The following is a 20,959-nucleotide window of genomic DNA, read 5'->3' as shown; positions in this document are numbered from 1 at the left end:
AAAAAGCTTAGCTTTCACTAATCGCTTTGTTATTGGGTATTAAGTGATTTAAGAATTACTACTAGTGCGTACTGCTATACATTTATCGTCACAATTCGACAGAGGTTGTTTACTTTGTACTTTCGGTAAGTAAATAGTTACCGTTGTCCCGACACCAACCTCGCTCATGATACTAATTGTCCCTTGATGACTTTCAATAATTTTATAACTTAACATTAATCCAATACCAGTCCCTTTTTCTTTCGTACTATAAAAAGGTTCACCTAATCTCTTAATTCTTTCTTCAGGTATGCCTATTCCTTCATCTATTACATGAATGATGACACCATCATCATTTATTTCTTTTATGTGAATTGAAATTTCCCCACCATTTGGCATAGCTTCGATTGAATTTTGCAAAATATTAATAAATACTTGTTTCAATTGATTTTCTGAGCATTCAATAATTATATCTTTGTCATCCGTAAATAGTTCAACTTGAATATTTGTCATAATTGCTTTTGTATTCATTAACGATACGACATTTTTAAAAATTTGATAAATATTTTTCTTTTCTGTATTTATCTCATCTGTTTTAGCAATTGACAGAAATTCTTGCAGGATCGCTTCTATCCTTTCAATTTCAGAAAGCATAAGATCAAAATATTTTTCTTGATCTTCTTTATTAATTTGGAATAACTGTATAAAACCTTTAATTACAGTTAAAGGATTTCTCACTTCATGAGCTACACCAGCTGCTAATTGACCAATTGCTGCAAGCGTATCTGATTTGTTTAACAATTCTTCTGTCTTTTTTCGCTCTGTAATGTCGCGTACAATAATCATAATTTTATCACGTAATAATGGTAAGCACCTAGCTTCAAAGAAATCAATACTTCCATTAAGTGTGAGTGGATATTCTACAATTACATTCGTTCCTTTTTCCTTCACTTGATTAATGGCTTCCTGAAACTGCTGCGCTACTGAAGATGGTAATACTTCGTAAAACTTTTTTCCCATAAAAGCTTCTGCGGGTACGTAAAACTTCGTAGGAGATCCTGCCTTGTAATCAATAATCGTGCCATCATCTTCTGTTAAGAAACATAAATCTGGTAAAGCTTTAAAAATTAATTCCAGTTCAGATGTTTGTTGTTTTAACTGCTCTTCTATCGCTTTTAAATGCGTAATATCTACACCAACAGCCCAATAACTATATCCTGTTACAGGAAACTGTTCTGATATATTCGACCACATTATTGTTTTGATTTCACCATTTTTACACGTTAAGTGCATTTCCCAATCTCTGAAATTCTTTCCACAAGTTAAAAATTTCTTTTGTATTTGCTGCCGATAACTATGATCAGGATACAATAATTGCAGTGCATTTGGATTTCCAATTATTTCTTCAGCGGTATAACCTGTTACAATTTCACATTCTCGGTTCCACAAAACAAAATCTCCATTATAATCAAGCGCATCGACCATAACAGGCATGTTTTGTAAAATCGTATGTAGTTCCTCCTCTTTTCGAGAAAGCAACGTTGTATTTTTACTTTGAAATACTTTTATTGCGCCATCTAAAATTAAACTTGAGAGCATTTCAAAGTATTTTTGACAACTGAAAATTTCACTTTTTTTGGACCATACAACAAAAGAACCTAAATGTTGATTGTATAAGAAAATGGGGATTTCAATCTTTGGAAGTTTACTCTTTTTTATCTCATTCATTCCGAATGAAAAAACACACTCTTTTTCAGCATCAAGAAGTTGATGTGATATGTTAGTTAATTTATAAAATTGTTCTGCCATGGTTTCTATTGTACTCACATCAATAAGTTCCATTAGCCGCGAATTCATTCCTTTTTCACCTCAATATGTAAAATTAATACAAATCTAAAATTCATACTTCTCCATTATACGAAGAAAGCTAGTGTAGGTATATAGCTGTAGAATAATTATTCAAATAAATTTTATTTTTCAATTAAAATAAGAAAAGAATATACATACTGAATACACCTTTAATTAGTATATATTTCGCTCATTCCTCATTTATTGTCTAGGTAACTTGAATTCCTCCTTACATTCACTGAATTTTCACTTGAGAGTCATACGCCTCACTAATAGCGGTATAAACATGCAATAAGTATAAAGTTCATAAAATATTCACAATTTTTATGAAAAATATAAACATTTATTCCAATATATTCTATATAATGAAATGTAATAAGGCTTCTATGAATCTCATAGAATACCTTACCCCTAATAAAAAAGAAAAAAGAATCCATTTGGATTCTTTTTTCTTTTTTTAATTACATTACATATTTATATAAAGCATGTGCCACACCATGTTCTTCATTTGATAACGTTTCGTGTTTACACATTGCTTTTATTTCTTCAACTGCATTCCCCATTGCAATTGATATGTTCGCTTTTTCCATCATTGAAACATCGTTTAGCCCATCACCTATCGCTACAGTGTTTTCAACCGGAATATTAAGATGTTCTGCTAAAGTATATAATCCATTCCCTTTTTGAGCATCTCGATGATTAATCTCTAAATTGTGCCAATATGAAGATGTAATTGCTAAATCTGTATTATGAAGAAATGTTTCTTTTAGTTTTTTTAATTTCTCAATATCATAAGAAAATGGTAATAGTTTATGCACATGTATATCTGTTTCTACAATTGGTTTACAACTTTCCGCACTATGAAACGCTGTATGCTCAAGATATAATGCTGCGATTGTTTCTAACTCTTTCAAGTCGAAATTTTCTTTTGAATTCTTCACATACTCAATTTCATTACGTACACTCTCTACTCCATAATCCGGGACATACACACCTTTATCAGTATAGAGCTGATAATATAAACCATTCTCTTCAAGATATTCTACAATTTCAAGTGCCTGCATATTTTGAATTGGATATCTCTTCATCATTTTCTTATCTTTATATATAAGCGCGCCATTTTCCGCAATGATTGGACACTCTAAATCAACTTCTAACAATAATCGCTCAATGTCAACAATAGAACGTCCTGTACAAATTGCTACGACATGGCCAGCTTCTTGACATGTTCGAATTGCTTCTGCATTTTCTTTACTTATCATTTTATTCCCCGAAAGAAGAGTTCCATCTAAATCAATTGCGATTAATTTCATTATTTCTTCACCACTTTCTATAAATACACGAGTTCCAATTAATTATTAGGTATCGTTTTCATACAATCCTCGTGAGGTACTTCTTATTTATAATTTATGAAAAGCGTTTCAGGTCAAGAAATAATTAAAAATAAAATCCAAAGCTTTTCTTTTTAAAAAGCTTTGGATTTTAAACTATGAATTGTAACTAATGTATTTTGTCTCACACATGTACACATTTTTTTCTTCAGTTGGGATATATACTTTAAACTTTTCTAACTGTTTTCCATAGACATGAATCGTAATAACGCTTTCATTTTTGCTGATTTCAAGAATATGACAATCTGCTGGCGGAATTACTTTATCAGTTTCTCCTTCTCCCAAATAAAGATTTCCTGTATGTGTTAAATAAACAAGTGAATTACCAAGTTGTTTCGTTTGTATAAAGTTCTGCACCATAATCCTTCCTGAAAAAACGCCTTCTACCCCCCATGTGCCATCATGATCATGTAAAGGGGTAGATTGTCCATTTTTCCATACGAGAGCTAGTACTTCAAAACGTTTGAGCGGATCTTCATACAATAAATGTCGTGCATATTGAGTCAAATTCGCCTTCTGTTTATCTAACGGAAGCCATGTTTTCTTTTCTAAAAGTTCTTCTAGTAACTTTTCAATGCCACACACTATTTCTTCTTCAAATAAACCGTTTTCCATAAGATCTGTAACACCTTTAATAAACTTTTGAAATGATTTACTTCCATTACAAGTCAACATAAGAATCCTCCTCTACGTTTCATACAATTCCATATTAAGGTAATTATCTAAAACTCACAATTGAGAAACAAAAAACAAGATGCAAATGTATGCACCTTGTTAAGATTTTTATTTGACTTTCAATCGAATAGGTAAGTATTTTAATGTTTGTTCATTTTCCAATATACATTTTTCTAAACAGAAAGATGGAGATAGCTCTATTTTTTCAAAAGCATTTATAAAGGTAGTTAATGCAATCTCAGCTTCTAAACGTGCAAGTGGTGCTCCTAAGCAAAAGTGAGGACCTTTCCCAAAAGTTAAATGCTTTTCATTTCCTGTTCGATGTACATTAAATTGAGAGGCTTGTGAAAATTTTTTCTCATCTAAATTCGCTGCACTAACCCACGCAACAATCATCTGATCCTTTTTCATGAAAGGACCAAATATATTTGTATCCTCTGTAATCCTCCGGGCCAATGTAACAGGAAAGCGATAGCGTAATACTTCCTCAATCGCTTTTGAAATTAAGTTAGGCTCTTTTCTTAACTCTTCATAAATTCCAGGTGAATCTACTAAAAAGCAATAAAAGCTATTAATAATTAAATTTGTAGTGGTTTCATTCCCAGCCGCTAATAAACCTAATGAAAAGGTTACAATTTCTTCATCTGTTAATCTTTCGCCCTCGTATTCAGCTCGAATTAAATCGGAAATGATATCATCGGTTAAATGATATCTCTTTTCCTGAACGATCGGTAGAAGATATGCTTTGAATTCATGTAATGCTATCCCTTTCTCGGCATCCAGATCATTAAACTTTTCTTTACTATACGGCATAAATAAAATATCAGACCATTCTTTAATTTTTTTACGATCTGTTGTTGGGACTCCTAATAAATCAGAAATAACGGTAACAGGTAAAGGTGCAGCAAATTGTTCAACGATATTAACTTCACTACATTTTTCGATATGTTGTACAAGTTCATCTGCGATAGCCTGTATTCGAGGTTTCCACTGTTCTAAACTTCTTGGAGTAAATGCCTTAGAAACAATGGAGCGTACATTGCGATGTTCTGGTGGATCTGTAGAGTTTATATTTATTCTAGTTTCTAAAGGAGGGATTGAGAATTGTCTGCGCTCCCTTCTACTTGAAAATAAGCGATAATCTGATAAAACACGATTTACATCATCGTATAAAAAAACATTCCATACATCCTGCTCTTCATCATAATGAACCGGGTTATTATCCCTCATCAAACGATACCATTCATACGGATTCCATAATTCTTCTTTTGTTTTCAGCTTTGAAATTTCATGAACTAAAATAACATTTTCAGGTGAAGCCATAGTTCTTTCCTCCCTTTTCTTTTACAATAAAAGTGATAGGTCGGCAGTTCAAAGTTGTATAAACTAACATATGTTATTTTAACATATACTAAAGGGGATTTTTCATTAGAGAACTTGAGAAATATATAAGGGGGATTTTTATGTACGTTGACATTTTACTGCTAGCAGAATTAACGACAGGACCAAAACATGGATATGAAATTAAAAAAAATGTTCAAAATCGTTTAGGTGAGAATTTCGAATTAAATCACAACATGCTTTACCCTGCCCTTCGGCGTTTTGAAAATATGGGTGCTATAACGAAAAAAATACATAAACAAGTCGGAAAACCAAACCGAAATATGTACGATATAACAGAAACAGGAGAAGAAATTTTTTCTGAAATGTTACGAGAGTTTCCCGAAAAACTTGCGACAAACAATGCAGAATTTCTTGTTCGTATCGCTCTATTTGAAAAACTTGACTATGAGGCTAGAAAAGAGATTTTGACTGTACGTCAAAACGTACTACATAATCAGCTTACTGCTATTCAGTCTCTAGATGTTACCTCATCTTTTATTACTGAAGTCATTGAATTTAGTAAATCACGAATTGAACATGAATTGAGTTGGATTACATCACTTATGAAAAAAATATGAAAAAATAACAAGAAAAGTTAAAAACAATGAATGAAAATGATATTTATTATCAATACTATAATTAATAAAAGGGCAACCACGATTTGGCTACCCTTCAAAAATTTACACTTCTGGATCGAAAGTTTTACAATCTGTTTCTTCCGTTGTAGATGCATGTTTACCTTTATGACTTACTACGTAAATTGCCTCTGCACTACATTTATTACCGTTCGCCCAAAATTTACAGTTGTTTACTTCACATAAAACGTCTTGTGCCATAGTATCACACCTCCTTGTTCTATTATCATTAACAAAATTCGGAGGTATGATACTCTTTGTCATGCATTTTTTATTCCCTTTTTAGCTTTCTTAATGGTTCAATATCTCCTTGTACAATCACATCTATATTTTCAGTTATTTTTTCAATGTCAAAATGCCACCATTGAATTTGCAATAATTCTTCTATTATTTTATTTGAAAATCTCTCTTTTATTTTATTTGCAGGATTTCCACCAACAATTGTATATGGTGCGACGTCTCTAGTCACAACAGATTTAGCTGCAATGATTGCACCATCCCCTATTTTTATTCCGGGCATAATAGTTGTGTCCATACCAATCCAAACGTCATTTCCTATAACTGTATCGCCTTTGTAAGGTAAATCAGACAAACTAGGTGTATACTTCTCCCACCCATTTCCAAAGATATTAAATGGATATGCCGAAAATCCATCCATCCGATGATTCGCTCCATTCATAATAAAGTTAACTCCAGATGCAATACAACAAAACTTTCCAATAGTTAGGAGATCCCCAAGAAATTCATAATGATGTAATACTCGATCTTCAAATGTTTCTCCATCTTTCGCATCATAATAAGAATAATCACCAACAAGTATATTAGGTTTTGTTATTGTATTTTTTATAAATTGAACGTTTTGATTTCCTTCAATAGGGTATTTAATATTTGGATTAGGATTCATTTTGTACGGCACTTCCTTTACCACTTAGTTCACTTTCTACCGCTATTACTGGCTTTAAATTGTATATAGGTAAAATAAACAATAATCCAATTATAAAAAGTAAAGCCGTCCCTTCATACATCATACTTAATGAAAACATCTCTTTTAATGAGCCAGCTATACTCATCGTTACTACCATTGATCCGGTAAATAGCGGACTTAAAATACCATTTACACGACCTATAAAATCAGTATCGCTATTTTGAATAATAAGCGTATTAATACCAATTTGGATACAAGGAAGAGCTAAGCCACTAAAAAGCTGAGCTGTAAGTGTCACCCATAAATTTGTAGAATATCCTATAATGCCAATACCAATTGCTTGACCAAGCATACCGATAATTAACATCTTTTGCGGAGCAACGTTTTTCGCAAATACCATTGCTAATGCTCCGCCAACAATCATTCCCGCACCATTTACTGTTAGTAGCCACTGTAAACTCTCTTTTGATAATCCTAACTGCTCAGTCACAATAAATATACCTAATGGCTGAATTAATCCTATACCTAGTCCTGCAGCCATAAAACAAAGCCCTAGCAAAGTTAATGCTTTTTTCTTTTTGACATACTTAATACCATCCTTCATCTCCTGCAGCAGAGTGATATCTTTGTTTTCTACGTCGTTTTCAAGATCTTTCGGAAGAAATAACAATACAACTGCCGCAAGTAAAAAAGAGATACCTGTTATGATGATTGAAATATAAATTCCAAAACTATGAAAGATAAATGTCCCTAGGATTGGTCCTAATACCATAAATATTGCAAATATCGTTTGATATATGGACATTGCTAATTGGATTTGTTCCGTTGATAAATGTTGTTTAAACAACTTCATGCCAGATGGTTGTGAAAACTGTGAAAGGATTGCAGAGATGAGTGTCACAAAAAACACAATTTTCCACGTTCCAAACATAAGCGTAATTAATACAGCGAATACTGAAATGGCACTTAACGTTTCACACCATATCATTGTCTTCTTTGGCTTCCACCTATCAGCAAAAGTACCGCCAATAAATGAAAAAATAAAAATTGGAGCGAATTCAGCAACTGAAATCATCGAAATAGCAAAAGCATCACCTTTTGTCATTTCCATTACATATAGTAATACCGCAAAGTTTCGAACCCATATTCCTATTTGTAAAAATAATGCTGATGCTAAAATCCCTTGTACAAACCGATTTTTTAATACTTGTGATACCCCATTGTTTTGTTTCGTTACTACATTTGTCGACATAAAAAAGCCTCCTATTTCATGTTCTGAACAGGAGGCAGCACAAATCATATAAAAAGACTATATATTCGCAGAGCGAAATACATCCCTTTTCTATAAATGTACAGACTAACCCTATTCAGAAGAATATTTCGTTTTTTAACGAAGATCTCTTACAAATAGAATTAGTTGATCATTGGGATGTTTTCACCCTTCCGTTTCGAATTTAAATAACACATACATACTCTATGTAAATTATTTTCGATGTATGCATGTCTCCTTTTAACTATTCTAGAAAGTTAAAGGCAATTCCTCTAAAGAACGCATTAAATAGTTACCTTGCCATTTAATTTCTTCACGATCGCCTTTTATTTGTAGTTCAGGCATTCGATTAAACAAAGTAATAATAGCAATCTTTGCTTCTAACCTCGCAAGTGGAGCACCTAAGCAGAAATGGCTACCATGACCAAAGGCAATATGGCGATTATTTTCCCGAGTAATATCGAATACTTCTGGGTTTTCAAATACAGTTTCATCACGGTTTGCAGAAGCTAAGGCAATGACAACCATATCTCCTTTTTCAATTGTTCGATCATGAATTTGAAAAGGTTCATCTGCCCATCTTGAAGTTGTAACCTCAACTGGAGAATAATATCGTAATCCTTCTTCAATAGCGGCATCAATTAATTTTGGATTTTCTTTTAATAACTGTAATTGATTTGGATTTTCGAGAAGCGCTAATACCGTATTTGTTATTAAATTTACCGTTGTCTCGTGCCCCGCCACAATTAGTAGCATTATCATTGAATATAGTTCCCGAGCGCTAAGTTTATGTCCTTCACTCTCTGCAAGTATTAAAGCACTCACCAAATCTTCTTTTGGCTCTTTTCGTTTAATATCAACTAAATATTGAAGGTATGTAATAAACTCAGATAGTTGCTTTTCAGTTTCTTTTATTTCTTCTGGTGTTTCTGGGTAAGCAATGACAGCATGAGACCAAATTCTAAATTTCGCTTGATCTTCTTTTGGAATACCGAGCATTTCACTTATTACAATGATCGGTAAAGGGAATGAATAATCATCAACAAGATTTAATGAATTCTTTCGCTCGACTTCATTTAACAAATCATCTGCAATATGCTGTATTCTTCCTTCCAATTGCGTGATCATCTTCGGTGTAAAAGCTTTTTGTACGAGTGATCGTAAACGATTATGGTTAGGTGGATCTGAATTTAACATATGAGTAGTTAAATGATCACTATTGTCAACGGTAAGAAACACATTCAATGCACCTTGAGAAAATACATTGGCTGGATCTTTTTTTAAGCGACTGTCTTTTAAAAGCGGCAAGGCATCTTCATATCTTGTGATAAGCCATTCCGCACCTAGTTCAGTTTTATTCACAAATAAGATAGGTTGCATTTTTCTAGATTCTTTATAAATTTCATACGCATCTTCCTTAAATTGAGCTGAAGCTAAATTAATGCCATCCTCTATTTTTAGTCCAACTTTATTTTTCATTGACATTGTATTCCCTCACTCTCATTTGTTTTTGAAAACCAACCCAACATATGCATTATACTCTAATAAAAACGTGAAAATTGTAAATTTTTAACCAAAATCTTACTTCGTATATTGAAAAATAAAAAAGTGAGAGAGTAAAATTGTTTCACTCACCCACTTCTCTTTATGCGAAGCACATAAAATTACTAATTTGTTGATAGCGATAACTTACTTTACGACGACGACCACCTTGCCAAGTGTAACCCGATACCCCATTTCTTCTCACTTCAGTTGGAAAGAACCATAAATCTCTTCCAAAAGGACCAGGACGATGTAAACGTAAATAGCCCCATCTTCCTAGACAGTTACACATCCATGATTTCATATTGCCTGCTTGAGCTGGAGACGCAAACGTAGACGGTAACGACGGAGCTTGCGACGGCGGTGGTGACGTTGGAGCATCTTCCGCATCATCTGGTCTATAGTCTTCTTGTTCAATATCTCTCACTTCATTTGTAGGTTCATACCCGTAGTTTTGTGGATAATAATACATCGCTTGATCATATGGATAATTTTGTTGGTTATACATATTAATAAATCACCTTCTTTTCATTCATTACCTTTAACATTCATATGTGATATGCCCTCTCTGGGAAGCTTATGTATAGCCCAAATTCAACTTAAAAAGCTCGTATTATTAAAAATACGAGCTTTTCAAAAATAGAATTTGTTTATTATTTCCTTAACTTCACACTATAAAAACGCATTTCATCTAACGAACCTTCAAATTCAAATACTTCTTGTTTAATTAATTGTTTCAAGCGATATTCTAAGAAAGTATCTCCAACCAATTGTTCAACAAGACCAAGTGCTTCACCAATTACTCTAGGAGCTTTGAGGAACTCTCGATCAGCACCCACACTTTTCGCACATTCAATTATAAATTGATCAAAATAATCTTCTTGTACAGAATGCACTTCATTTTCTTCCCACACTCTTAAACATTCTATGCTTTTCGATAATCTATCCCACTCATGTTCAAAATTCATGCGCTTCTCTTCAGTTAAATAAGGTAACTTTGCAAAACTTTTTTGGAATAGAGCTAAACTTTCAGGTGGTAATTCTCCCGTTCCACGAATATCATATTCTTGTTTTAATATTTCTCTACTTGCTTCAGACGTATTAATAACTCGAATGTTTTTCTTATGCTTTAATTGTGTCATTACAAAACTTAAGCCTACATGTTCATGCGCATTATCGGCTTTCCAAATTGTAATAGGCGTTTCAGTAGGAATTGAATGTAGATCTTCTAAAGTTTCTATAAATCTTAGCAAATATTCTTCTTCAAAATAACTATCATAAGCAGTTAAGTTATTTATTAACCACTTCTGTCTTGCTAGTTGCCCCTCATTCGTATGCAACTTATATATTGGTCCAATTGAAAAGAATTCAGAAAAAGTAACAATACTCTCTTCATATAATTCTTCTTGATTTAACATATATTTTAAGCAACCAGCCGTTGAATCATCAAAGGCAATATGTACGTGCGTACTTTCTTTTACATTCCTTTTATAAGTAGGATTACTCGTTAATTGTTTTGGAATATCCATCAAATTTTTAATTGTATCTTCACTATAGTTTTCTTCTAATAAATTCAACTGTATGAGAATGCTTTGAAGTAAATCTTTAGCCTCATCTTCGTACATATCCTCTACAGCATTTTTAATTTTATCTATCACACAAATCCCTCTATTCATTTCAAAAATAACGTAGATTATAGTGTATCATTTTAGTATAGTTCTTTAAAGTCAAATCCGGATTGCTACAACAATCTGGATTTTCAACAAAAGCTCTCCTTATATTTTTGAATTGCTAAATATTTTTACTTTGAAAATCCTTGTATCTAAATGTATAATTATATAAAAACAAAAATATAGGAGCTATATTTATGGATAGAGTACTTACAAATTATAAACATTACTTAAAAAATTGGAGATTTATATTTATTTGCATACTACCTGCTATCGCCTTATTAGTTACTTTCTATGTCATCTTCGAACTACTGTTTCATCAAGATTTCTACTTATCTAACTTAATTTCTGCTATCATATTATTTTTAATATTTATTAACATTAAAGATAAATTTAAAATTAAAGGCTAAAGAACACTATTTCAAAATAGCCCTTTATTATTGCATCCTACTATAAAATAAGGCTCGTAGTAAATTTTCATAAAAAATAAGAGCACCCTGCAATTGGATGCTCTTATGTGATTAGAGGTTTTTTCTGAGTATTAAATAGGACACGAAGATCTTGTCCTACTACATAATATATGCTTGTACTTATTATTTCGTGCATATATTATGCACCATGTTCAGGTACTTAATATATGCATAGTCATTGCTATAAAATTTACTCAAATATTTACTGTACGATTATCATATTTATAAATTAAAAAACATCCCCAATGGATGTTTTTTATCTAACATTTTAAGCTTCCATAAACTTAGCCGGTACACCAATTTTTTCAACTACAGAAGATATATTAGTAGGATTAATCATTACATTTTCAATACATACTAATTTATTTTCTAATATCCCATTCTCTGTAGTAATAAGTTCTTCAAACCGATCTAAAGTCATTGAGAATTTGTGTTCACTTCCACCATTCATACTAACTTTTACATACTTCATAGTGTCACCGCCTTTCATAATAATTTACATTTCGACAAGAAGGCGCTTACATCCTTTTTATTTACTCTTAGATTTCTCACGTTTACATGTATTTTGAGAAAAGAAACTACTATTATTTACTCACAAAATTATTGTTAATAAGAAAGATAAAGATAACAATGCACAAAGTGGAATATATAAACCGGTATCCATTCTAGCAAAGTGCGTATCTTTTTGTCGTTTAAAGATACCAAAATAATTAAACTCACCAATTACTCTAATAGAAAAGACGATCATACAAATCCAGGAACCGACTTGAATAATAACATTAGGAACTGCAAAATGAACAATTTTTGCTTGTTGCAACAAAATTATTGCTGCCATACTTAATAATAATGCAATGAACAATGTCATTCCGGCACGAGGTGTAAACGCCTTTTCCCCTGATTTAGTTGGAATAACACTATTTGTCCCCCAATTACCTCCGAAAGCCCAATATACATGTAACAAGCTAACTAAGAATAATATACAAGCAGATATATATGTAATGATAAGCATTTTATCCTCTCCTTATTTTATTTAAGTTCCCACCTATAAAATATGCTATTCCTCCCTCATTAGCAATCTTTATTTAATTACATAAAAAACCGTAATGATTTATCAATATTAAGATAAATCATTACGGGGTTATTAAACTTCATTATGCATTATACCTATTTCTTCGGCGTTCCATCCTTGTTTGACCTTGAACTGCATTTTCTTTGTATGAATCTATTTGCTCAGTCATTTCATATGTTGCAACTGGTTCTTCGTACTTATACTCATGGATCTTTTCTGGCATTTTACTTTTAGATTCTTTCCCACCAAACTTAAATAGTTTCATCTTTAATTTCGGCAATCTTGGAAGACGAATCTTAATTGATAATCTTTTGCGTTTCTTTTTTGGTCCAAGTAGATTTATATTTTCTTTATTATTATCTTTCTCTTTGCGGTGAATGAACATCGCAAGTAATCCTCCTAATACAAGCCCTCCAATTAATAGTAATATATATACATAATGGCTTGTCATTAAACTCGTCATGCGTTCAAGTATGACTAACGACTGTACCTCTTTTATATCCCATAGTAAAGCGGCCCATAATGAGAATAAGCCCAAAGTAAGTCCATATGTACGAAAACGGAATAAACATGGAATTAACGCGACACATGCAGCAATTTTCGCATTTGCTATGATTGAGCTTGTTGAAATATCCTGATGCCAAATAACTAACAGTAATGTTATAAATGGCGCATACGCTATCCAGCTGCATATACGTGAATACATCTTTTTAGCAAAATAACTACCGAAACTAGTAAAAAATAAAAGCCCTCCAATAAATAGAGATTGTTCTAGAGGGATTTGCTTTGTAAGTCCTGCAATTGGAAAGAGGCCGCTCAGTAGCATTAAGAGCACATCTAATTTCTTCACAATTCCCCATTCCTTTCAAATTTTTTCAATTAATAAAAATCGTTTTTCCATATGATATAGTTTTTGTATTTCTAAAAAACATATTAATCCTGTCTGCACATAAAGTAAATATGTAAACGAAAAGATACTTGACAAAAGATATCCTTATTTACATAAAAAAATGACAAATCCTGATCGATATAACGAGCAGGATTTGTTTACTAGTATTTAAAGTAGAATAATTGTATCTTTTTTTTCTACTTTTACTACATCTACATCCAATTCATCATCAAACTCTTTAAACTCTCTTGCATCTATGTCAGTAATATAGCTCTTTATTATTTTTTCCATATGTACGGAATATATCATATGTATATTCTTTTTCGAAAGCATACTAGAATTACAGCACATGTAATGTATCATTTTAGCGATATAATCCCTTTCTACAGGTTTTACACCTAATGGTAGAATTTCAAGTATATATCGCTGAAAAATTTCACTACAATTAAGTGAATATTCACCAGTGCTATAATACATCCCTTTTTGATCTGCATATAAGCCAATGCTATCTAGAGCATCATCACGTTCTATTGCCCCGTAGCTTGGTACATCAAAACCTGTATTTATTCTAATAAGATTTAAGTTTGGAACCTTTAACACCTCAGGAACAATATCAGGTAAAATATCTGTATTAATTTCTTTATTTTGTAACTCTTTTATCCAATATTTTCTCAAATTCGCATCTACAATGAAGTAAACTTGTTCATTTTGTTCTTTTGCATATTGTACGATTTCCATTAATGTTTCGAAAACATATTGTTTAAAAAGAGCCCCCATATCATTTCTCTTTGATGGTTGTGGTAAAAATGCATTATGTTTATTTATATTTAATAATACGTAATCAATCGTTTGCCACTCTGTATTCCCATATAATTTATATAAAATTTCTTTTCCTTTTATTTTTGAAAAAATGGGTAAGAAATCAAATTTCGATATTCGTTCAATTGATAAATTAACATATGTACAAGGTAAATTTATCTTATTCCAACCACGCTTCAAAAATCCTTTTTGTTCTAATAAACTAAAAACACTATTTACAATTGTGTTACGTGATACACTTTGGCCTATAAATAAATTAATAAATGTTGAAATACGGTTTGTTCGTGCAAATCCCTCTCTAATGATTTGTTTTGGATCAATTTTTTCGCGTCCATCACAATTTTTCATTGCGATTAATGCTAATGTCGCATCACTACGCTCACCCGCGGTAGCATAGACAGCTTTCGTAACATCATCTACAAGATTTGTTTTGTATTTTTGGCAATATTGCATTTTATATGGATTTTGTAACACCTTTTCAATATTGTATCTCACAATCTTTAATAACACTGGAAAATCTGTATTCAATACATAAGAATTTTCACCAATTTTAGCCAAAACAACTTCGCTATCAAGTAATGCTTGTTCTATGTCAAGTGCTATATTTTCAGACCAAACTTCTAATGTTAATGTCTCTAATCCTTTTGGTGCAAATAAAGGAAATAATTCATTTTCGTTATTTGTTGCTACCTTTTTACATTCTGGAAGTATTGTGAAATAAGAGAATTTGCGCTGGAATTCTTTAAACAAATACTCTCTTTCCTTTACTTTTATACCCGGTTCTATTTTAGTGCCTGGAACTTTATATATTCTCTCATTGTATGGAAATAACACTCTTTTATTTGCCCCTACAATATAATCTTTCGGATATTGGAGAATATGGTCTAAATCCACCTCTCCACCTATATGAAAATTATCTTTTAAATTTCTAAATATCTTAATCCATTTCATGCCGGTTGTAGCTTGTTGTATTTTTAGTTTTACAAACCGTATTTTTTTATTATTTGATGCAAACTCTGGGGTAGAAATCAATATCATGCCTCGTTTTCGCCTCAAAAGTAAAGAAATATCTGGATGATTATATTCCTGATATTAAGACGATTTTTATGGACATTTCGTATAAGTATGATTTAACTGATTAAAGCTATTTTCAAAGAAGACATATCAGCGATAATTTATGTCTATTTCTTATAGGTGTTAGCAAGTTTGTTTGCAAATTTGTTTGCACTTTTTTTATTAAAATTGCAGTAAAGTTAAAAAATAAAATTCTCAGTAATTATTCTTTTGTTTTATTTTTTAATGTACTCGTACCACCAGTTTCTTTCATCCATCCAGGCTGTAATCTTATCAAGCTCGCCATTAGGTAGTACTTCAGTTTGTAAGTAAGCTAAACCAGTTAATGGATCAGAGACGACCTTCCCTTTTGTTCCACGCTCATTCATAGCATTTACGACTTCCTGAACCAGTGAAATGCCAAATCCACCAGATTTAACATATTGATAGCCACCATTAGCAACAGATTGTTCTGTTTGTTCCTCTCCTGTAAACCAGGATAACGGTTTACTGCCAATCAATTGGTTCAAATCACACTTACCGATACCAGGTACATTACCTGTCTCTGTGTATTGCCAAATATCGCATGGATAAGCTGGCTTGTTACCGCCATAACGAGGAATCCAAACAAAGTCAGATTTTACATTTGCCATACCAAACGGAGCATACATATGATGACCAACATATAAACCAACTTTCTGAGCACCTAATCGGCGTAGTTCATCAATAAATGCTTGTGTGCCCGCTCTCATATCATTCATTGTTTTTACTTCAACATCTGCAACCCAGACTGTCGCACTCTTGTCTCCACGGTTCCAGAAGTCACGAGCTTCTATTCGTGCATCATTTTCAGAAACAAATCGACAAAATGCATAGTTACCAAAAGGAACAGCATGTTGCTTCATGGCATGTACATATCCTTTATACAATGGATCTATATAATTTGAACCATCTTGTACACGAGCGATGATGAAATCAATGTATTGCTTTGCTAAAGGCCATTTAATGTCACCATTCCATTTTGAAATATCAATAATATGTCCCATTACTTAACATCTCCTTTTCTATCTTCTTGTTTTTGTTTGCCACCTAAAATCGTAACTGCATTTGTTAAGGCTTGTGGAAGTGGAATACCCATTCGTCCAGCATTTTCTAAAAGTGAAAGTAATTCGTTACCCATGAAGAAGAAAATTGTCGCTTCACGAATAGCACTATTGCTTCCTAACACTGCATCTAATTGGGCTGCCGCTCCAACTAAAAGAAAAAGCACCACCTTTTTGGCGATGCCTTTAAAACCAACTTTACTTTTTAATTCTCCGTTATATCCTGCTGCAATCATGCCAGTTAAATAATCAATAACTGCCATCGTCACTAAGATTTTCAATGTTGCATCCCATCCTCCCAAGAAATACCCACAGAAGCCACCGAATGTAGCTATAAATGCTTTCATTAATATATCAATACGATCCATCTTTCCATCTCCTTATTTATAATAAAAAAGAGAGACGCTTGTCCCTCTCTCAATAAGTACTTTTATTTTAAAATATTAGATCATCCCTTTTAATATTAAACCCAAAATTGACATAGTAATTGCGCTAATAATAATTCGTAAAATCCAAGTTGTATTCATGCTAATCTTTTCTAATTGCTTATTAATTGTGGCAATATCTTTCTCATTAATTGTTGTGCGAGTTTCTAAATTACGAATATCTCGCATAATTTCTTTTTGTTCTGCTTTTAAACTGTCGATTTTTACATATACATCTTCCACTGTATTCACATCCTTTTAAAATCTTAATAAAGCAATCTCTACATAATATGAGACAACCTTATTTATGGTGAATGCATCGCGGAAATTTCAAATCAAAAGTTCTATTTTATAAAAAATAAAAAGGTCTACTTATGCACGATTAATCCGTAATAACTAACTCAAAAAGCTCATTGCAATATGAACAGTACTCCCGCTCGGAACACCATTCACGAAAATCCCCCCATCAGGTTTTATTGTAATTTCACAAACTGCGGGTGTATATCCATATGCCAGCGCTGGAAAAGCAATGTGCTGTATCGGTCTAAACCCAACTGGTAGTGTAGCGAATACTGTCTCATTTTGAGGATTTCGAACTGAACCAATTACACTAATGTTTTCACCACTTCTCTTGTATTTCATATCTCTGTTAGCAACATTCTCTACCCCAGTTGTAGGAAGCTTAGTCCATCCTGTATCTGTTGCTTGCCTAATAGTACCATCTGTTCGAAATTCTACACGTTTGGACCAATCCCAAGAATCACCTTGTTCTTTTGTAGAAGGAGCAAATATCAACTCTCCTTGCGCCCCTTTATGAATAACTGTCTTATAAGAACGACTTCCTAATACAACTGCATTATCACTCTTAAATTCAAGTAATCCATTTATGATGTCGCCAGCTTTTTTTAGAAGATTATCAGCAAAAACATTGAATGCCCCAGTAGGCGATTTTTCAAATAATACTTTATTATTTTTCCAGTCTTTTAAATAGAATTGACCATCTGAGACTCCTACAAGACCGATATCTAATACCTTATCCTCACTATTGAATCCAACTCCGATATTAGAACCGATTGTCGGTCTCATTGTTAGATAGCCTGTCATTATCCCGCCTGAACGCTTTACGACGTCCATTTTATCAACCGCTTGTTGTAAAGCATCTATTTGTTTCTTGAGATTATCAAAATCAGAAATATAATTTTCAATTTTAATATTTCCTTCTTTCACATCACGTCTTAATGTAATACAAATATCTGGTGTACTCATTCGTTCTGTACTTTTTTCCATCACAAAATAAGCTGTCCAATCATCCGATGTGGAAACAGCTTGAGATGTAAACGTATAGGAAAATACACCATTTTTTGCATCAACTATTTGAGCGTCATCTCGAATAAATACTCCTGTATGATTTGTCGCTTCATATTTAACCACATATCCTGTTAAATCCACATTCTGCCCTTTTTCTCTTGCGTACACAGTGAGCTTCAACCCATTCTTGTCATTCTGTCGAGAACGAATTGTTTTTGTAAACACAGGATCTGCTAAATCTATAATAATTTCCTCATTTCGCATAACTACATCTCCCTCTAACTATTCCTTTTCACACGTCTAGGTGATCTTCTTTGGCGTTTTACTTTGTTCCTGTGTTTTATATTCCCTTTAGGCTTTATCGGCTCTACTTCTTCGAATTTAGCCCTAGTTTTAATTACATGCTCTTGAAATGCACTTGTTAATTGTGAAAGCATTCCATATAAGCCTACACCATTTTCCTCTGATTCTTTTGGAATAACTAAACCATAATGTGTAGGAATTGCCTCTGTAGAAATTGTCGGCTCTCCTTCTTTACGATTCATACGCATCTCATAAAGTTTTGGAATATCGGTTTTCAAATTGTACTGTTTAATTTCCCATTCCATTACCTTTTCAAGTGCGCTGAATGCAATAGGACGGATATTGGTTTTATATGTTACTTTTGAAGAAACTTTGAAGTCTGAAGCAATTACTCCTTGATAATATGTCCCAAGAGCCGTTTTCACTTGGATATACCCATCGTCCCAACTCGAATTTCGTATTATCGCATTTGGGAGCATGATATCTGTATCCCCTCCAGATGCAACCCCGATACTTGCAATCCAATTGTCATTACGATAAAAGCGGAATTGATCTTTAACCTTAAATCTCATCTCACTTTGAGCATTTAGGGCAATCATTTTATCAGCATCGAGCATTGCATTCCCTGTTTGTGAAAAATATAAAGAAGCTGCATTCAAGTATCCATTGCCATCGAGTCCCTTTGTGATTCCTATTCCACCAGACTTAACATTTACATCGGAGAATTGATACAACATGATGGCGCCATTTGCACCTGTTTGATCTGAGTCACCACCTAGAATAAAAGTGGGCTGTATTTCACTTCTACTATTTTTGTAATACCCAATAAAGGCTCTTACTTTCGAGGATTCATAGAGACGAATAAATTGTTTAGATATATTTACAAAATTAGCTGAATTAGATGTTTTCAAAGTTGAACCTGTTATTTCTCCGCCTTGCACCAGATTCCCACTTAACGTGCCAGCAGTAATAAAATCTGCAACAATTCTTCCATCACTTGTAATAGCTGTTCCATATGGTCCATTCACACCTGTGGAAGAATACCCCAATCCATTCAAGTTCCATTGCCAAACCTTTTTAGCATTCTTTTCATCTTTCGTATCCATAATTAAAATACGATCTGGATAAATACGGACATGTCCTCCAAATCCTGAATTAATAAGGCTTGTAGCATTTGCTTTTGCTACATCCAAAATAGAGCTTGGCATATTAGATAACTCTTCTTGTACCAGGTCAACCCTACCGGAAACGTCCGTAAAGGATTCTTTGAAGTTACCAATGGTTATATCCAAATACTCTTTTTTTATCGGGTCATACTTATAAGCAATTACCTTCGCTTTTATATCAATGCCATCTTCTTGATGTTCAACCGTAACAGTATCTGCCATATAAACACTTTGTAAATGCTTATAATCCTTATACTCTTCCGTTTGTGATAACTCCTGAAACTTAACATTATAAGTTGCCTTAGGTTGGTCAACTTTTTGAATCTTAAACATATCTTTAGCTGCTTGACGTAATAACCTATACGCTTCTTCTAACGGAACTGCATCTTCATCATCAGCATTTTCACCAATAGCCGCTTTGATATGTTTAAACTCAACCACTTTAATTTTCGGATGAGGATACTTATTTATAAGTGGGCTATCCACATATTTTTCAGGAAGAAATAACCCATCAAAACCTTGTGGCATGATTCTAGTTATAGGACTTTTCCAATCCACATTTCCCTCGTATCCAAGCAAATCTTTTTTATGCCGAATCACTACTCCATGATCCATACCACGATTTAGTAGCATCTTCACGTCAAAATTATCGCGTTTTAATTCACCGCCCCAACGATTAACAAATGAATTATCTTGACTAGAATCCAATAATGCTTCCACAGGATTTTTACGGACAATACGTGCACTGGCTATCTTTGGTACATCTGAATAAAACTGAAAAGGATGCTTGTATTGGCATCCTGCTGACATACGATTCATAGCTCCATTACCATTTGTTGTTTCAGCAAAAATGTCTTCAATTAGGTTTTCTGTTAAGTCATAAAAAATGTGATAACATTGCGCTGTAATCTCACCCATACTGACTTTAGGAGCTGCCACTCGAAATAGTTGTTCACCATCAGGAGTTGGAACTTTAATAATACTCATTCCCTCTATTTCCAGACCACGTGGTGCAAACAATGGATAACTAAATGAA

The 20,959-nt window shown here is 32.9% G+C and carries 21 protein-coding genes; 2 read left to right on the top strand and 19 right to left on the bottom strand.

What is annotated here, in order from left to right:
- Positions 1–48: 48 nt before the first annotated feature.
- From RT27_RS26490 to RT27_RS26475, 4 genes are all read right to left on the bottom strand, one after another.
- Positions 49–1,836 (bottom strand): PAS domain-containing sensor histidine kinase, encoded by a 1,788-nt coding sequence (locus RT27_RS26490; protein WP_029442444.1) that lies wholly within the window; start codon positions 1,834–1,836, stop codon positions 49–51.
- Between the two features lie 452 nt (positions 1,837–2,288).
- Positions 2,289–3,140, bottom strand: coding sequence for a Cof-type HAD-IIB family hydrolase (locus tag RT27_RS26485; protein WP_016081440.1), 852 nt, complete (start codon positions 3,138–3,140; stop codon positions 2,289–2,291).
- 174 nt (positions 3,141–3,314) lie between these two features.
- A complete protein-coding gene (locus RT27_RS26480; RefSeq protein ID WP_043938199.1) occupies positions 3,315–3,893 on the bottom strand; it encodes a cysteine dioxygenase family protein in 579 nt (192 codons plus the stop codon).
- A gap of 108 nt (positions 3,894–4,001) precedes the next feature.
- On the bottom strand, positions 4,002–5,216 hold the full coding sequence (locus tag RT27_RS26475; RefSeq protein WP_016081442.1) for a cytochrome P450: 1,215 nt from the start codon (positions 5,214–5,216) through the stop codon (positions 4,002–4,004).
- A gap of 140 nt (positions 5,217–5,356) precedes the next feature.
- Here RT27_RS26475 and RT27_RS26470 point away from each other — a divergent pair, with 140 nt between their 5' ends.
- Positions 5,357–5,854 (top strand): PadR family transcriptional regulator, encoded by a 498-nt coding sequence (locus RT27_RS26470; protein ID WP_016081443.1) that lies wholly within the window; start codon positions 5,357–5,359, stop codon positions 5,852–5,854.
- Between the two features lie 102 nt (positions 5,855–5,956).
- Here the strand turns inward: RT27_RS26470 and RT27_RS32515 are convergent, their stop codons facing one another.
- The 6 genes from RT27_RS32515 to RT27_RS26445 form a co-directional block, all read right to left on the bottom strand.
- Entirely contained in the window at positions 5,957–6,112 is a 156-nt protein-coding gene (locus RT27_RS32515) for a DUF1540 domain-containing protein (RefSeq protein WP_000046095.1), read from the bottom strand.
- A gap of 70 nt (positions 6,113–6,182) precedes the next feature.
- Positions 6,183–6,815 (bottom strand): Vat family streptogramin A O-acetyltransferase, encoded by a 633-nt coding sequence (locus RT27_RS26465; RefSeq protein WP_043938198.1) that lies wholly within the window; start codon positions 6,813–6,815, stop codon positions 6,183–6,185.
- Positions 6,805–8,088, bottom strand: coding sequence for an MFS transporter (locus RT27_RS26460; RefSeq protein WP_029442440.1), 1,284 nt, complete (start codon positions 8,086–8,088; stop codon positions 6,805–6,807). Before RT27_RS26460 ends, RT27_RS26465 begins: the two co-directional genes overlap by 11 nt.
- A gap of 267 nt (positions 8,089–8,355) precedes the next feature.
- Entirely contained in the window at positions 8,356–9,591 is a 1,236-nt protein-coding gene (cypA, locus tag RT27_RS26455) for a cytochrome P450 (RefSeq protein WP_043938196.1), read from the bottom strand.
- Between the two features lie 160 nt (positions 9,592–9,751).
- Positions 9,752–10,156 carry a hypothetical protein gene (locus tag RT27_RS26450; protein WP_029442438.1) on the bottom strand — a complete coding sequence of 135 codons (405 nt, stop codon included), beginning with the start codon at positions 10,154–10,156 and terminating at the stop codon, positions 9,752–9,754.
- Between the two features lie 145 nt (positions 10,157–10,301).
- A complete protein-coding gene (locus RT27_RS26445; protein WP_029442437.1) occupies positions 10,302–11,306 on the bottom strand; it encodes a DUF1835 domain-containing protein in 1,005 nt (334 codons plus the stop codon).
- Between the two features lie 209 nt (positions 11,307–11,515).
- Between RT27_RS26445 and RT27_RS26440 the strand changes: the two genes are divergently transcribed.
- Positions 11,516–11,728, top strand: a complete 213-nt coding sequence (locus tag RT27_RS26440) for a hypothetical protein (protein ID WP_016081449.1) — start codon at positions 11,516–11,518, stop codon at positions 11,726–11,728.
- 328 nt (positions 11,729–12,056) lie between these two features.
- Here the strand turns inward: RT27_RS26440 and RT27_RS26435 are convergent, their stop codons facing one another.
- The 9 genes from RT27_RS26435 to RT27_RS26395 all read right to left on the bottom strand — a co-directional run.
- Positions 12,057–12,260: a hypothetical protein gene (locus RT27_RS26435; RefSeq protein WP_000878369.1), complete on the bottom strand. Its 204-nt coding sequence runs from the start codon at positions 12,258–12,260 to the stop codon at positions 12,057–12,059.
- A 120-nt stretch (positions 12,261–12,380) separates the two neighbouring features.
- Positions 12,381–12,797: a DUF3995 domain-containing protein gene (locus RT27_RS26430; RefSeq protein ID WP_029442436.1), complete on the bottom strand. Its 417-nt coding sequence runs from the start codon at positions 12,795–12,797 to the stop codon at positions 12,381–12,383.
- Between the two features lie 142 nt (positions 12,798–12,939).
- Entirely contained in the window at positions 12,940–13,707 is a 768-nt protein-coding gene (locus tag RT27_RS26425; RefSeq protein ID WP_016081451.1) for a DUF3959 family protein, read from the bottom strand.
- Positions 13,708–13,914: 207 nt separating this feature from the next.
- Positions 13,915–15,597, bottom strand: coding sequence for an RNaseH domain-containing protein (locus tag RT27_RS26420; protein ID WP_043938194.1), 1,683 nt, complete (start codon positions 15,595–15,597; stop codon positions 13,915–13,917).
- 257 nt (positions 15,598–15,854) lie between these two features.
- Positions 15,855–16,664, bottom strand: a complete 810-nt coding sequence (locus RT27_RS26415; RefSeq protein WP_000509853.1) for a GH25 family lysozyme — start codon at positions 16,662–16,664, stop codon at positions 15,855–15,857.
- A complete protein-coding gene (locus RT27_RS26410) occupies positions 16,664–17,089 on the bottom strand; it encodes a phage holin family protein (protein WP_043938192.1) in 426 nt (141 codons plus the stop codon). Before RT27_RS26410 ends, RT27_RS26415 begins: the two co-directional genes overlap by 1 nt.
- A gap of 75 nt (positions 17,090–17,164) precedes the next feature.
- Positions 17,165–17,389 (bottom strand): XpaF1 protein, encoded by a 225-nt coding sequence (locus tag RT27_RS26405; protein WP_000390478.1) that lies wholly within the window; start codon positions 17,387–17,389, stop codon positions 17,165–17,167.
- A gap of 153 nt (positions 17,390–17,542) precedes the next feature.
- Complete coding sequence (locus tag RT27_RS26400; RefSeq protein ID WP_043938190.1) at positions 17,543–18,718, bottom strand: BppU family phage baseplate upper protein; 1,176 nt, start codon at positions 18,716–18,718, stop codon at positions 17,543–17,545.
- Positions 18,719–18,732: 14 nt separating this feature from the next.
- Positions 18,733–20,959: phage tail spike protein (locus RT27_RS26395; RefSeq protein ID WP_043938188.1), on the bottom strand; the 2,227-nt coding region annotated here is incomplete at its 5' end.

Origin of the sequence: Bacillus sp. L_1B0_5, assembly GCF_000836715.1 — a bacterium.
Lineage (GTDB): Bacteria > Bacillota > Bacilli > Bacillales > Bacillaceae_G > Bacillus_A > Bacillus_A thuringiensis_S.
Note: the sequence above shows the minus strand (reverse complement) of the source record. Positions and strands in the feature narration are given on the sequence as shown.

Excerpts from the sequence above, each read along its gene's own strand:
- RT27_RS26490 (WP_029442444.1), bottom strand. The coding sequence starts at position 1,836 with ATGAATTCGCGGCTAATGGAACTTATTGATGTGAGTACAATAGAAACC.
- RT27_RS26485 (WP_016081440.1), bottom strand. The coding sequence starts at position 3,140 with ATGAAATTAATCGCAATTGATTTAGATGGAACTCTTCTTTCGGGGAAT.
- RT27_RS26480 (WP_043938199.1), bottom strand. The coding sequence starts at position 3,893 with ATGTTGACTTGTAATGGAAGTAAATCATTTCAAAAGTTTATTAAAGGT.
- RT27_RS26475 (WP_016081442.1), bottom strand. The coding sequence starts at position 5,216 with ATGGCTTCACCTGAAAATGTTATTTTAGTTCATGAAATTTCAAAGCTG.
- RT27_RS26470 (WP_016081443.1), top strand. The coding sequence starts at position 5,357 with ATGTACGTTGACATTTTACTGCTAGCAGAATTAACGACAGGACCAAAA.
- RT27_RS32515 (WP_000046095.1), bottom strand. The coding sequence starts at position 6,112 with ATGGCACAAGACGTTTTATGTGAAGTAAACAACTGTAAATTTTGGGCG.
- RT27_RS26465 (WP_043938198.1), bottom strand. The coding sequence starts at position 6,815 with ATGAATCCTAATCCAAATATTAAATACCCTATTGAAGGAAATCAAAAC.
- RT27_RS26460 (WP_029442440.1), bottom strand. The coding sequence starts at position 8,088 with ATGTCGACAAATGTAGTAACGAAACAAAACAATGGGGTATCACAAGTA.
- cypA (WP_043938196.1), bottom strand. The coding sequence starts at position 9,591 with ATGTCAATGAAAAATAAAGTTGGACTAAAAATAGAGGATGGCATTAAT.
- RT27_RS26450 (WP_029442438.1), bottom strand. The coding sequence starts at position 10,156 with ATGTATAACCAACAAAATTATCCATATGATCAAGCGATGTATTATTAT.
- RT27_RS26440 (WP_016081449.1), top strand. The coding sequence starts at position 11,516 with ATGGATAGAGTACTTACAAATTATAAACATTACTTAAAAAATTGGAGA.
- RT27_RS26435 (WP_000878369.1), bottom strand. The coding sequence starts at position 12,260 with ATGAAGTATGTAAAAGTTAGTATGAATGGTGGAAGTGAACACAAATTC.
- RT27_RS26430 (WP_029442436.1), bottom strand. The coding sequence starts at position 12,797 with ATGCTTATCATTACATATATATCTGCTTGTATATTATTCTTAGTTAGC.
- RT27_RS26415 (WP_000509853.1), bottom strand. The coding sequence starts at position 16,664 with ATGGGACATATTATTGATATTTCAAAATGGAATGGTGACATTAAATGG.
- RT27_RS26410 (WP_043938192.1), bottom strand. The coding sequence starts at position 17,089 with ATGGATCGTATTGATATATTAATGAAAGCATTTATAGCTACATTCGGT.
- RT27_RS26400 (WP_043938190.1), bottom strand. The coding sequence starts at position 18,718 with ATGCGAAATGAGGAAATTATTATAGATTTAGCAGATCCTGTGTTTACA.